Annotated in this window: 9 protein-coding genes and 2 pseudogenes; 8 read left to right on the plus strand and 3 right to left on the minus strand. The window is 57.8% G+C overall.

Going from position 1 to position 13,301, the window contains the following annotated elements; all coding sequences use genetic code 11:
- The first annotated feature begins 32 nt into the window (after window positions 1-32).
- Entirely contained in the window at window positions 33-2,012 is a 1,980-nt protein-coding gene (locus ACS4RS_RS20875; protein WP_439009430.1) for an AAA family ATPase, read from the plus strand.
- A gap of 116 nt (window positions 2,013-2,128) precedes the next feature.
- Here ACS4RS_RS20875 and ACS4RS_RS20880 read toward each other — a convergent pair whose 3' ends face one another.
- On the minus strand, window positions 2,129-2,377 hold the full coding sequence (locus tag ACS4RS_RS20880; protein WP_439011887.1) for a hypothetical protein: 249 nt from the start codon (window positions 2,375-2,377) through the stop codon (window positions 2,129-2,131).
- A 61-nt stretch (window positions 2,378-2,438) separates the two neighbouring features.
- A pseudogene (locus ACS4RS_RS20885) lies at window positions 2,439-2,522 on the minus strand (competence/damage-inducible protein A); the annotation flags it as partial.
- 351 nt (window positions 2,523-2,873) lie between these two features.
- On the opposite strand from ACS4RS_RS20885, the gene ACS4RS_RS20890 reads away from it, so the two are divergent.
- The 5 genes and pseudogenes from ACS4RS_RS20890 (at window position 2,874) to ACS4RS_RS20910 (ending at window position 10,474) form a co-directional block, all read left to right on the plus strand.
- Complete coding sequence (locus tag ACS4RS_RS20890; RefSeq protein ID WP_439009429.1) at window positions 2,874-3,872, plus strand: hypothetical protein; 999 nt, start codon at window positions 2,874-2,876, stop codon at window positions 3,870-3,872.
- A gap of 33 nt (window positions 3,873-3,905) precedes the next feature.
- Window positions 3,906-4,745 (plus strand): hypothetical protein, encoded by an 840-nt coding sequence (locus tag ACS4RS_RS20895; RefSeq protein ID WP_439009428.1) that lies wholly within the window; start codon window positions 3,906-3,908, stop codon window positions 4,743-4,745.
- A gap of 46 nt (window positions 4,746-4,791) precedes the next feature.
- Window positions 4,792-5,537 (plus strand): annotated as a pseudogene (ku, locus tag ACS4RS_RS20900) (non-homologous end joining protein Ku).
- Window positions 5,538-5,875: 338 nt separating this feature from the next.
- The gene (locus ACS4RS_RS20905) at window positions 5,876-8,863 is read left to right on the plus strand and encodes a GTP pyrophosphokinase (protein WP_439009427.1); all 2,988 of its coding nucleotides are present in this window, start codon (window positions 5,876-5,878) and stop codon (window positions 8,861-8,863) included.
- A gap of 3 nt (window positions 8,864-8,866) precedes the next feature.
- On the plus strand, window positions 8,867-10,474 hold the full coding sequence (locus tag ACS4RS_RS20910; RefSeq protein WP_449313808.1) for a hypothetical protein: 1,608 nt from the start codon (window positions 8,867-8,869) through the stop codon (window positions 10,472-10,474).
- Window positions 10,475-10,827: 353 nt separating this feature from the next.
- Here ACS4RS_RS20910 and ACS4RS_RS20915 read toward each other — a convergent pair whose 3' ends face one another.
- The gene (locus tag ACS4RS_RS20915; protein WP_439009425.1) at window positions 10,828-11,193 is read right to left on the minus strand and encodes a hypothetical protein; all 366 of its coding nucleotides are present in this window, start codon (window positions 11,191-11,193) and stop codon (window positions 10,828-10,830) included.
- A 65-nt stretch (window positions 11,194-11,258) separates the two neighbouring features.
- Between ACS4RS_RS20915 and ACS4RS_RS20920 the strand changes: the two genes are divergently transcribed.
- Both ACS4RS_RS20920 and ACS4RS_RS20925 read left to right on the plus strand, forming a co-directional pair.
- The gene (locus ACS4RS_RS20920; RefSeq protein WP_439009424.1) at window positions 11,259-11,792 is read left to right on the plus strand and encodes a hypothetical protein; all 534 of its coding nucleotides are present in this window, start codon (window positions 11,259-11,261) and stop codon (window positions 11,790-11,792) included.
- Window positions 11,785-13,233 carry a DNA (cytosine-5-)-methyltransferase gene (locus tag ACS4RS_RS20925; RefSeq protein ID WP_439009423.1) on the plus strand — a complete coding sequence of 483 codons (1,449 nt, stop codon included), beginning with the start codon at window positions 11,785-11,787 and terminating at the stop codon, window positions 13,231-13,233. The genes ACS4RS_RS20920 and ACS4RS_RS20925 overlap by 8 nt, the downstream gene beginning before the upstream one ends.
- Window positions 13,234-13,301: the final 68 nt, after the last annotated feature.

The raw sequence follows: 13,301 nt of genomic DNA on the forward strand, positions 1-13,301 counted from the left end.
ATGCTTCCCTGCCTTGTATTATGAGGTGCGCGATGGAATTGAAATCAGCTCGAGTTCAGAACTTTCGTTCAGTCGAAGACTCTGGAAACTTCACCCTCGAGCATCTTACCTGTCTCGTAGGCAAAAACGAAGCAGGCAAGACCGCAATCCTTCAAGCGCTTGCCGGCATCAACCCTCACCCGGCAACACCTTTCGACTATGAACTCGAACGCGACTATCCCAAGCGGTATCTCGCTCGGTACGCTGAACGCCATGGTGGAGACGACGCAGAGGTCGTGTCTACGATTTGGGAACTCGATGAGAGGGAAGTTAGGGAACTGAAGGCCGAGTTCGGACCTGACAGCATTACGGCAGACACCGTCACCATCTCGAGAAAGTACGAGCGTTCTGGACCAAACTGGCGGCTGCCGATCGACGAGGCCGCAGCGATTTCGCATCTGATCTCGCAATGCGGTTTTTCTGCACCTGAGCGTAGTCAGGTTGGCAACCCGAGCAACTCCCGAGATCTGGTCGCGAAGCTCACGGAGCTCGCGGCGAATCCCAAGCATAAAGCGCTACTGGACGTCGTGTCCGCGTACCCCCTGAAATCAATAGTCAGCAAAGCTCGGCAAATCTTAGAGCGGCATCTCCCACAGTTCATGTATTTCTCGAACTACGACCGTATGAATGCCGTTGTTCACCTCCCGATCCTGAAGGCCTATGCCGACAATGAAGAGCTCTTCAACCGTGAAGACCTCCGCGGCGACCGCCTCTTCTGGGAGTTCCTGGAATATTCGGGCGTGACGCTCTCCGACATCCTCTCGACTACGACCTTTGAAAGCTTCAACGCGAAGCTCCAAGCTGCGTCGAATGTGCTGACCGAGGAAATTCTGGAATACTGGACGCAGAACCAGGATATCGAAATTCGGGTGAGCGTGAACGAAGGCCTGTCCGACGACCCTGCGCCCTTCAACGCTGGAGCTGTCGGACGCGCTCGAATCTATAATCTGCTTCACAAGGCGGACACTTCGTTTTCGGAACGCAGCGCAGGATTCACCTGGTTCTTTTCGTTCCTGATAAAGTTCGATCGGGTGAAAAAGGACGCGACAGGCAAGGTATTCCTCTTGCTCGACGAGCCTGGCCTGACGCTCCACGGCCTCGCCCAGGCCGATCTGCTGCGATACTTCACCGAAAAGCTCGCGCCGCATCATCAGATAATCTACTCTACGCACTCCCCGTTCATGGTTCCGCACGACAACTTGATGGCTTCGCGCATCGTCGAAGACCTGGTGAACGTCGATGCACGCGGCCGGAGGACGCCGACCGGCACCACGGTTCGGGAGGACGTCCTGAAGGCGGACAAGGATTCGATCTTTCCGCTCCAGGGGGCCTTGGGGTATTCGCTGACGCAGTCGCTATTCGTCGGAAAGCATACGGTTTTGGTCGAGGGTCCCGGCGACATCCTCTATCTGCAAGCGTTGTCTTCCGAACTGACGAGACGAGGTCGTACTGGCCTGGATGTCCGGTGGGTCATGTGTCCTGCCGGCGGCATCGACAAGATCCAATCCTTCGTTTTGCTGTTTGCCGGCAATAATCTCGACGTGATCGCCTTGTCGGACTACACGAAGAAGGACCGCAACAAGCTCGAAGCACTTCGGAATTCGGACATCATCAAGAAAGGCGGCGTGCTTTCGATAGCGAACTTCGTCGATCAGGAAGAAGCGGATATTGAGGACCTATTCGAGCCCGACGTCTTCTGCCGGATCGTGAACGGCGCCTACGGCCTCGTCGGCGCTCAGGCTCTCGATGCGAAGAAGCTCCTGGAGGCAGATCAGGAGACGGAGCGGCTGGTCAAGAAGGCGGAGGCTTATTTCAGGCTGCTTCCGGATAGCGTGCCAGTGTTCAATCACTTCACGCCAGCACAATGGCTTCTGCAAAATGCCGACGCGCTGGGACAGAAGGACGAGGCGACGACCAAGACGTTGGATCGCGCGGAGAACCTGATAAAGGTACTCAACGGTCTTCTTGGTTGAGAACCGATGCGATCGGAGTATCGCCTCAGGATGCTAACGTCTCCGTGTTGCGCGAGACCGTGCCGCGAATGCAGAGGAGCGCTTCACCGAAGCGAAGCGCCCCTAAGATCGTGAAGTTAGTTGGCGCGGCCTGTCATGATCATGTGGACCACTTCAGTCTGCGTCGTGTCCTTGGTGATCAGTTCGCCCGCCTTCTTGCCACGATACATGACGGCGATGCGGTTGGTAACGCGCATCACGTCGTCCATGTTGTGGGTGATGTAGACGACAGCGACGCCCTGAGACGCGAGTTGGCGGCTCAGTTCGAGAACCTTGTTCTGTTCGGGCACGCTCAGCGCCGCGGTATGCTCGTCGAGGATGACCATGTTGGCCTTCCAACGAATGGCACGTGCGATCGCGATCGCCTGTCGTTGTCCGCCGGATAGGGACGTTGCCGATGATGAAACCCGGCGCCGTCGACACCGGATTGGCAATATGGACAGATCCGCGCGGCATGCGCGCCATGCGCTGACAACAGCTCCATGTACGTCACGGCAAGCTTTGTGAAAGAATTGGATCCTGACCGTGACCATTACGAAAGAATCCAGTTTCCTCTGAATAAAAAATCGCTTTGGCTCTCCGAGGCCTTGCCAAGGACGCGGCGCGATAGATTTCAAAAGAAATTGCGGCATCGGCTCTCGATAGTACCTCATGTCTCAAATCTGACTGTCGTTGCATGGCCACACTGTGACCAGCGCGCGGCGGCCAGAAGATCACAACTACCCCATCGCTCTGCACGTCGGGATGTGGTCGATCCCGAGCATCTTGTTGACGGCTGTCCAAGTCGCTACACAATCTCAGGGTTTAATGACGGGGACGGATATGCGGTTTGCAATCGCAGCAGTAGCGCTACTGGCTTTCATGCCGACGGTCGTGGTGGCTCAAGCATTCGATTGGTCAGCTCAACTTGGCAAATCTCCATCTGCGCTGCAGGCAGCGCTCGGTCAGACCGGACGCTGCGCTTCAGGCGGTTTCACGGTTCCCGTAAGGTGGGTCAACAAAGACACTACTCTATCCGACAGCCTCTTCGATCCGGTCGATACGCTGGGTTTCGGCATCATTTCCATCGGCGGGAAACCAGACCCTACGAGCGACTACGATGGAGAGCGGGCATTTTCGTCGAACAAACTGACTTCGATCCGGTGCACCATCGGACGAGAGGCAACCGTTGAGGCGTATGCTTACGAGGATCGCCTCGTCCGCATCAAGCTCACGTTCGACCGATGCGACAGTCGAGAACTGCGCGAGGACAAGTTTTTTGGCAACATCATGGGCAGCGATGAGCCTTTGATGGTCGAGCGATGCGAAGGCGTCGATCTGAAGGAGAAGAATTTCGACACAGCTCTCTATCATTCCATCAAACCTCGCAACAAATACGGCTACGACGGCGAAGGATCGCCTGGAATGCTCGACTTCCAATGGTCGGGAGAGATGTACGGCGAGTACAGCCAGGCCGAGCGAAGTGTGATGTGGGATGTGCTGTGCTCCCGCCATGCACGGAATGAACTCAGCGCCATGATACCACCGGACGGGATGACATACCGATGCCTTATCGACGTCGAGAACGCCGATCCGTCGCGATGGTCGGCGACTGCAATGTACGAGATCCTTCGTCCGGGAACGATTTTCGACAGTGTGGCTACCCGACTAACCGCAATGCGCCTGTTTATCAACATGCCTGGCGAGCGCGCTGCCACCATCGCCATCAGGCCAGAACTTCAAATAATGGTCGACCGAATCAAGTCGAACATCGCGGCGCGTGCGAAAGACGGCGACGAGAAGGATGGCGCTGTTTCCAACATTCTTGGCACTGGAAACTGAAACAAGGGGCCTAAAATCGGGGGAAGCAACGTCATGATATCACCACTTGCCTGCTTGTTTGGACTCGTTGCCTCCACCACCCTGGCCGCGGAGTATCCCACCACTGGCATGCTCTACAACCAGCAGGAAGATTCCTCGCTGAGCTACACTTGCGCCCTCCAGCAGGACCAGCAGCGGCTCCGGTGCGACTTTATCCAGACCGCTGTCCGCAAGAAGGCGAAGGCAGCCGACCTGGAGAAGAAGCTCGCTGACGCTCGCAAGAACTATCCGGGTGCTGTGAAGGAATTCTCCGATCCCAAAGGATGCAACTTGGTGAGCGTGTGGCTCGGCATGGCCAGCGGTCAGATTTCGATTGATGCCGCCCTCGCCCGTAATCCTGAAATCGCGACGGATGTTACGAAGTTCACTGAAGGCATGATCCGTCTGCGAGAGGACGCGAAGGCGAACCCCAGTATGCTCGACAGTTTCCGCGCTCTCGCAGGCATGTGCGATCATCCGACTGAGGAAAACTACCTGAAGATCACAAAGGCCGACCACGACAAGGATCTTCGAACATGCCAAGTCAGTTCGAACCCATTCACGCAGGAATTCGTCTGGGTCTCTGACTTCGCCAATGGCGGCGCGTGGGTAGTCTCATCGCAGCCCGGAGGCCCGTGCGGCGTAGTAGAGCTCTCGCGGTTCGAGAAGGATCAATCCGACACCTCCGGTCTCTTCTGGCGATACGTTGCCCGGAAAGCTGCTACAAATCCATCGGGCACTGTGCTGCCTGGGTTGAGTTGCTCGGCAGTCGATCAAGGCGAATATGTCTACGACTGGCAGAAGACGAGATCGGACCATATGCAATGCGAGTTCGTCGAGTTTAGCCCGATCTGATCCGAAGTGGTATCTGAAGCTGTCGCTGGTCACATGCCCCGTTGCGATGACCCCGGCGACGTCGGAGTCCGAGAAGGTTCGCTTCCATACGCTGAATAAGGCGACTGGGAACCGAGTGGTTTCGCAGTACGTCGACTCCGTGACTGGGAAGCCCGTGAAGGACGAGAACGAGGCCAAGGGCTACGCGCGCGGTGAGAACGACTATGTCATCCTTACGGACGACGATCTCGACCGGGTGGCATTGGACACGGTGAAGACATCATCGAAAAGTTCGTGCCCGCCGACTCCATCGAGTGGACTTACCTCGAAAAGCCCCATTACCTCATGCCTGACGATCCAGTTGGCAACGAGGCGTTCGCCGTCATCCGCGATGCCATGAAGGCGGACGAGGTATTCGGCGTCTCGAAGCTCGTGATGGGCCGCCGGGAACGCGCCGTCATCGTGGAACCGCGCGACGAAGGCATCGTTCTTTGGAGCCTGCGGTTTGGCGACGAGGTGCGGCCAGAGGATCTGTACTTCGAGGATATCGACGAAGAGGCGGACCCCAAGCTCGTTCCGCTTGTCCAGAAGCTCATCAAGCAGAAGTCGGCGCACTGGTCACCTGAGATGGCCAGCGATCCGATCCAGACCAGCCTGCTCAAGCTCATCGATGAGAAAAGGAAGGCCCTGAAGCCGAAGAAGGCCGCCAAAGGCAAGGCAGCCGAAGCCGCACCCACGTCGAATGTGGTCAACATCAGGGATGCTCTACGAAAGAGCGTCGAAGCCGATCTCAAGGGAAGGAAGGCAGGATGACGCCATGCATCTGACGGACCTGGCGACTCTCGAACAAAGCCAGTCTTTCAGGGGTTGAACTAGATATTTAGTTTTTAAACTCGATATCAAGTTTTAATGCTAGATTTCGAGTATCAGATGAACTGTCAATCTCGCAAGGCGAGTCAGTGAAGCCCCTCGTATGCAGAAGCTTCCCTGAGGATCGCGATCTCGCTGCGAAGACCCTCGATCCTGCTTCCGAGCTTCTTCCAGCTTTGTATGTTGGTAAAGTTGTGAGAAACCTTCTGGGGATGGTTGAACCTAATGGCGACCGGGCGGAAGGTTCTGTATTTTCAAAAGTATAGAACCAAGGTCTTCCGATGAATATCGACGAATACGAGCGCTCATACTTCGGTAGGTATCAATCTTTTGCAGAGACGGTGCGCCACTTGCTGGAGAGCGCCATCGCAGCAGCAGGCGACCTGCCTCGGCCACAGTCAATCCAAGCTCGAGCGAAGATGCCGGCCAGCTTGCGAAAGCGGCTGGAGGAGACCGGCGACATCGGCGCGCCCGACGTGGCGTCCATCCGCCGCGACCTCGCAGGTGTTCGGCTGATCTTCTACACGAACAATGACGTCAATCGTTTCACGAACTCAAGCGTCGTCTTCGACAACTTTGACGTCGATCGGAAGGCGACCAAGGTTCACCACCCCGTGCAGGAGAACGGCGACGTCCGTTACCAGGCGATCCATTATACGGTCTCGTTGAACGCGGCGCGCGCCGAACTCCCCGAGTACCGCATGTTTGCGGGAATGCGCTGCGAGATCCAGATACAGACCATCCTGATACACGCCTGGGCGGAAACTTCACATGATATTGTTTACAAGGCGGACAATCGCGAAGGATTCGGCAACGAGGCTCTTCAGCAGATCAAGCGACGCTTCAATCGCATCATGGACAAGTATCTCGTTCCTGCTGGCTACGAGTTCCAACGCGTCCAGCAGGACTACGAGCGGCTTGTCGCCGGAAAGCAGCTATTCGATCAGGACGTGCTCGAATCCCTGACGGCGGCCGAGGATAACAACCGGCGCTACGAACTCGTCCAATCCCTGGCCGAGGATCTCCTTCCTTTGTACGACGACATACCTTCCATCTTCCCCGAGACGCTAGATGTGCTGGTCCGCGCGACGGAACAAGCCCGGACCACTCCAACAATGCCACTCGGAACGCCGTTTGCTTCGTTCGAGGGCTACGACAGCCAGCAGATCATCGACAAGGTGATCGACGTCATAGATCAGTACAAGTACGCCGCCGTTGAAAACTCGTTCCTTGCGTTGAAACAGATCTTCCCCCACGAAACCGATGAACGACGCCGGGCGCGGATCGTGGAAATCGTCGGACGGCTGGCTGGATATCACCTCGGAGCCTGGGAGCAGGTCGGCCCTGGAGTGCAATATCGCCTGGCCGACGTCGTCGGTGATCCGAACGCCGTCGCCACGGACGTCCGGCCGCTTGTCACCGAGGTGTGGAAGAGTCTTCTCGATGCGGAGGCTACTTCGACGACCTGGTCGGCGGATTCCGTATCGATCAATTCCGGTGAGGTGCCCGTGGCCCAGGTGCGCGAACTCAGACAACGCGCCTTGTCCGCACTTTTCGCTCTGTTCGCCAGCGCCGAGAACGATCGCGATCGACGTGAGGTCTTCCATGCCTTGCAGAATGCCACCCGGTCGGGCCGGAACGGCCCCAGCGGGGAATTCGTCCGGGAAAGTCTGACCGACAATCTGAGGATAGTCGAGTTCTTCGCGGAACGGGCCGATCACCTGTCGTACGAGCTTCGGGAAACCATAGAGCACGCCGCCCTATACGACTACTATCGCGCCTCGGAATGGCTGGCCGCCGAGGCTGACCCATTCGAATGCCGAACTCAGGCTGCCGCGCTAAAGAATGCCATCCTTTTGTTGCGGGACCGCTTCAACGCGGACCGAACCTACGAGCGGTACAAGGTGCTCGTGGGGTTCGAGGGCGTCATGCCCTGGCAATGGGACGATCGCGAATACGATCATGACCGTGTCGAGACCTACAGGGACGAGCAGCTCGAATTGATGCTGGCCGAAGCCGTTCCGGAAACGCAGACCGACTGGCTCGCGTTCCTCGAGCGCTGTGCGGCGACAAGGTCGAACGACGTCGCGACGTTCCCCAGGCTGGTCACGTTCCTTGGCTGCCTGTCGCAACGGAAACCAAACATCGCAAATTTCATGCTGGACAACTGCAACGGTGATCTGCTGCGATTCCTTGCACCGTTCCTCAACGGACTATTCAAGGCGGAGGATCAAACGGTGTACCGACGAATCCTTGAGCGCTTCTTGTCAGAGCGCGGCCACCTCTGGTCGATAGCTGCGCACTGGACTAGCTCCAAGCCGGAGGATGTCGACACGCTGACGCGGCTACTCCATCGCGCTATCGAGGACGACGATCGGGCAGCCGTCGCCGAATGCTTGCTTTTCGCTATGCGGAATTTCCCCGATGGCACGCCCTCCCATGACGACTTCTTCCGTCCTGCGATCCGCCATCTCATTGCCGCGAGCGATCCTCGGTGGGTGAGGATCTCGTTTATGCCGCACAGGACGCGGTTCTTCGAGGAACTCGAACGAGGCGATGCAGGATTGATCCTCGACAGCCTGCTCGAATTCCCGGAAGTGACATCCGACGTCGATCGCGTCCTCTCCTATGTGGGGGAGACGCATCTGGATTGCGTGTGGGACTACCTGGGCCGCCGGCTCGACCACCCAAAGGAGGGCATTGAGGGAACGAGGTACAAAGCAGCTCCGCACCGCTTTCACCGCCTCGTCGTCACGCTCTCTTCGGACGCAGCCCTCGCAGTCGCCAAGGTCCGAGCGTGGTTCGATAAGACATCCACCCTGTTTAGCTACTATGGTGGTCGGGTGCTGACGGCCGCCTTCCCCAAGATGACCGAAGCATTCGCGGCGACTCTTCTGTCCGAGGTCGCGAAGGGGCGGCCCGAGGACGCGAAATTCGTCGTCGCCGTGATGCAGAACTACCATGGGGAAGCAGAGACCCATGGGATCCTCAAGGAACTGCTCCGGACGTTCCCCGACGACGAGGACGTCAAGGATGGCGTGGCAAGAAGCATTCGAAACACCGGCGTCGTCCACGGAGAATTCGGTTTCGTAGAAAATATCAGAAGCAAGAAGACGCTTCTCGAGCCTTGGCTAGGGGAGGACGAGACGGTCGCGCGGTTCGCCAGACAGCAGTTGGCGGAGATGGACCACGAAATTCTTTCCGAAAAGCGCCGTGCTGACGCGACAAGGGCGTTGCGAGAGATCGAATACGACGATGATAAGGACTGACCGGTGGCGAGAATGACTCCCCAAGGAGAGGAACTTGATCGGATCGGCGATCTTGGCGAGGGCGAATTCAGGACCCTGTGCAGAAAGGCCAAGCTTCATTGCAGCAAGGTCGATCCTGATAGGACTGGAAAGGACTTCGTCGTCGAATTTCAGCTTGCCGAATCCGGCGGCTTCGTCTCGATGGACAGGCGGCCTCCTCCCATCCAGATCGTCGTCCAGGTAAAGACGATCCTCGCTAAAAACGATACTGCCCGGCTTTCGTTATCGGTCGCGGAGCGCCTCGCAAAGGATACGCGGCCAGCCGCCGTCGCCATATTGCGAATCGACGATCAGGACGAGATCGTCGATCTACACCTTGTCCACCTGGCCCACGTACAGCTTGGTCGAATTCTCAAGGCACTGCGCCAGGCCTCGAAGTTGAATGCTCCGCGACTGCACGAGCGAACGATTTCCTTCAAGCTTGCTCCTCGCGACCGCGTCGAGCGTAAGGCGCCGGACGTCTACGCTGCCTTCGCGGGATTCGCGGGAGGCGGCATGCTCGGCTACGCTGCGGAAAAGCGACGGCAACTGGAAGAGCTCGGATTCGAGCCCAATCGCTATAACATGAAGTTCTCGCTGCCACATGCTCCCGACGACATCACCGAGAGTCTGCTTGGGTTGAAGCCACTCGACATCAGCGACGTAGCCATTACCGAGCGTCGGTTCAACATCGACCTGCCCTGGGATACGATCAAAAACGCCACTATCGAGTTTCTGCCGAGCGCCCACCTCACGGGCTCGACGGCGATCCACACCTTCGCCGCCGACGAACCGCGCCGAGTGGTTCTTCAGTCGAACTTCACGGTCGTGCCCGAGAACATATTCGAAGGGGTACCGCCGGCCCTGATGGCACGGACGCCGTACGGCGACTTCGTCATTAGGTCGAAGACTTGGGTCTTCACGCAGGCTCAGGAGTACGGTCCCGGAACCCGGCATACCCTAAATGACTGGGTAGGATTCATCGAGCTCGGTCTGGTCCTCGGAAGGGCCGAGTTCTCCCTGATGTTCGCCGCCGACGGCCTCGCCGGAACGATACAGTTCGACGTCTCTGACGCGGATATGGTGTTCGACACCAGGCAGGAAAGAAGATTTCTCAAGCTACTTGAACGCCTGCAGACGATCTCCGCTGCAGCCAGACTGAGCGATATGAGCTTCACTCTTTCTGAACTCCTGCTCCAAGGAAAGAACATCGGGCTGATCGCCAGATTGCTGAAGGACGTCAACGCGACCTTCCAGTGCCGAAGCGCCGGAGACGTGCCGCCCGACCTGCCCGGCGACCGAGGAGCTCTTGTCTGTCCAGCCAACATCCTAGGAAACTGGATTGGCTTCTTCGTTCCAATCGAGGTGAGTACCGTCGCCGACGAAGACGGCATCCTCTGGACGGGGAAGCAGGTCGTCAAAGCCGTCGTCAGATCCCTGGATGCCGACGACATAGAAGGATCGTTCGAGGCGTTCCGCCGCAAGTATTGCGAACTGCGCGAAGTGTCTCTCGCGTTCATCCAAAAGTCCGGCGACTTCCTGACCGGCGAAACGAACTTGATGGACCTTCGTGCTGCGGCGACATCATCATAACGGGGCAGACCGGACAACATCTGGAGCGGCGATCCTGCCGTCCCAAACGAGCGGAGGAGGAACAGATGGCACGTGTCGGCTACGATAAGTCTGGAAGGCATTCTGAGAGTGACGAATGCTGTCGAAAAGGAGCCGGATCAGTTCGTTCGTAGTCGGGGAAACTTCAGGGGCGAGCACGACTAGCCCTCACCGGCCGAGCTTGTGCTACCTAGGGAACCATATCTCAGTCGCCGCCGTGGCGCGGCAAGTTCCGGCTAGGTCAGCGGCGCTGCTGAAGGGCCTCGGTGAAAGGCCCGCCGGTTCGGTCTGGAAAATCGACGTGGACGTACCAGCGTGCCGGTCTTAGCAAGTCTCTAAAGGTAGGCTGTCCGAACAGGACCGCTGCGACGCATACGATCGCTTCCCATTCTACGTGTGCGACCATCATGTCTTTTGCTTCGTTCAGCGGACAATTTATTGCGGCGATATCCCACATCGGCCCGACTTCCTGAGGTGGATGCCAAGCGCACCCGAGAATGGTGGTCGAATGCGATGGCCGCGACTTTCATATTAGTCCCGAAGCCTTCACCAGAGATCGGGTTCGCGATCGAAATCTGGTTCTGAACGACTACGATGTTCTTCGGTACAGCGGCGCGGAAATCTACAGCGACCCGAGCGCGGCCGCCGAGAGAAGCTGACGAAGCTGAAAATTTGAAGTTGCAAACAATTTTAACGGCCATTTTGCCCCTCCCGCAACATATGTACCGTTATCAAACGTCCGATTTTGCATACGAGACGTTGCACCATGACTGATTTGAAAAACGAAGCCCTCAGTAGGGCGAAGAAGGCGATCCGTAGCCTGCAAAAGCAGATATCTGACCGGCTATTCAAGATGGCGGACGAGATCGAAGGGCTGCATGAGTATTTGTCGCCGAAGGAAATCGTTATCTTCCTTCATGCCGGCTGCGAAATGGATGTAGCCGAAGCAGGCACATTTCTGAAGGTCAATAAGAACTTGAAGGGTTCTGAGGCGTTGCTACGCGAAGCACGCATCCAGTTTCCGGTTCTGAAAGCGTTGGCTTCGGCAGACGACGAAACGCGAACCGAGGTCATATCCCGGATTGCCGGTGGGGCCACGATGGGGTCGCGGGATGTCTCGGCCATTCGTGCCAATCTTCGAAACCGGAAGAGGACGTTCGCCGAGCAGTCGGTATCCTCGGGCTTCCGGAGCTCGGCAAGGTCCGCGCGACGAAGAGCGCTCGAAGCCACTCGCGCCGTCGATAAGGCTGCAGCCGAACTCCTCTCTCCTCCATGCATATCGCCCGAAGGACATGGCTGACGAGGACCGCTTGATCGCCCACGCGCGCATCCAAACCTTGGCGAAAGCTCTGCTTCCCAACTTCGTATCTGCATATGGCTCGCACGACCTTCCGCTCGCGGACATCTTCAGACTGCCGATGCATGGGGGCGAACGTGGTCTGTCGCTCGCCTACGCGGCGATCAGGGCTCTGGCCGAAGGGCGCTTCGGCGGGGATTTCGGGATGGCTCTCGACAGATCCAGCCTTGAAGCGCAATGGGCGACGCACTTCCAGGGATGCATTCAGCCAATTACGTCCACCATCGCGCCGATCTCGTTCGACGTCGTCATCGCAGAGCCGGCGCCGCTCACCTCTCTACCCACTGGAAAGCTGAACGTGGTCGAATTGTGCGCAGGCGCGGGTGGAATGTCTCTAGGTCTGGAAGAAGCAGGGTTTCACCCCCTCGCGCTTTTCGAGTTGGACAAGCACGCCGCCGCTACGCTGCGGCTGAACAGACCCCTGTGGAACGTCGTCGAAAGCGATATCCGTCAAGTGGATTTCACTCCCTACAGGTCGATGGGCGTCGACCTTCTGGCCGGAGGTCTGCCTTGCCAGCCCTACTCGATCGATGGCAAGGGCTTGGGAAAAGACGATCCTAGAGATCTGCTTCTTGAAGGCGCCCGTGCGGTCAGGGAGATCCTCCCACAGGCTTTCGTTTTCGAAAACGTAGCCGGGCTCCTGAACGCCAGACATGCGGACCACCTTGGCAACTTCTTGAAGCAGTTGAAGAAGTCTGGCTATGCGGTTCAAATCCTACGCATGGAAGCGGAAGAGTATGGCGTCGCCCAAGAGCGGACTCGGATGCTATTCGTTGGAATGCGCCAAGCAGCTATGGGCGCCTTCCGAGCTCCGCCGACCTTCCCTCATTGGCGCTCCAACCTGGGAGACGTTCTTGAAGACTTGATGACCGCCAATGGCTGGACAGGCGCCAAGGAATGGGCGGAAGCCCGCCGCAATCATGTAGTCGTTCGCGACGGCGTCGAGAAGCGGGGCGCGTTGGCCTCGACCGTGGTCGGGCGTAAGGGAGGTTCGCGCGAGAAGGAAGCTGCACGCTGGGCTGCAAAGGGCATCGATATCGCCACCGTCGCAGACGCCGCGCCAACGCAACAGCAGGCTGACTTGGCCGGCCCCGGCTTCCTTCCTCAACTTACTCTTCGAATGCGTGCGCGACTTCAGGGATTTCCGGATTACTGGGATTTCGTCGGCGGCAAGGACGCGAGCGCTCGTCAGGTCGGAAATGCGGTGCCGCCCGTGATCGGTCATGCCATTGGGCTCGCCACAAGGTCGGCGCTGACTGGGAAGGATTTCGACTACTCTGTCATCCTAGCGCGAGGCTGCGTCGACGATCCATCTATGCGGCTTCTTGTCGACGCTCCGCCCATCGTCCCGTCCCTTCATTCGAAAATGGTGACACCGGCGTAGGCTTCTGGATCTGATGGTTGGTGCGAAGGGCCGAAATGACTCAACGGCCCCCTTCGTAGCTAGGCCAA

Source organism: Rhizobium sp. F40D2, assembly GCF_051810745.2.
In the GTDB taxonomy this organism is placed as follows: Bacteria; Pseudomonadota; Alphaproteobacteria; order Rhizobiales; family Rhizobiaceae; genus Rhizobium.

Coding starts and splice junctions, on each gene's coding strand:
- ACS4RS_RS20875 (WP_439009430.1), top strand. CDS start 33: ATGGAATTGAAATCAGCTCGAGTTCAGAACTTTCGTTCAGTCGAAGAC.
- ACS4RS_RS20905 (WP_439009427.1), top strand. CDS start 5,876: ATGAATATCGACGAATACGAGCGCTCATACTTCGGTAGGTATCAATCT.
- ACS4RS_RS20890 (WP_439009429.1), top strand. CDS start 2,874: ATGCGGTTTGCAATCGCAGCAGTAGCGCTACTGGCTTTCATGCCGACG.
- ACS4RS_RS20925 (WP_439009423.1), top strand. CDS start 11,785: ATGGCTGACGAGGACCGCTTGATCGCCCACGCGCGCATCCAAACCTTG.
- ACS4RS_RS20915 (WP_439009425.1), bottom strand. CDS start 11,193: ATGGCCGTTAAAATTGTTTGCAACTTCAAATTTTCAGCTTCGTCAGCT.
- ACS4RS_RS20880 (WP_439011887.1), bottom strand. CDS start 2,377: ATGGTCATCCTCGACGAGCATACCGCGGCGCTGAGCGTGCCCGAACAG.
- ACS4RS_RS20920 (WP_439009424.1), top strand. CDS start 11,259: ATGACTGATTTGAAAAACGAAGCCCTCAGTAGGGCGAAGAAGGCGATC.
- ACS4RS_RS20895 (WP_439009428.1), top strand. CDS start 3,906: ATGATATCACCACTTGCCTGCTTGTTTGGACTCGTTGCCTCCACCACC.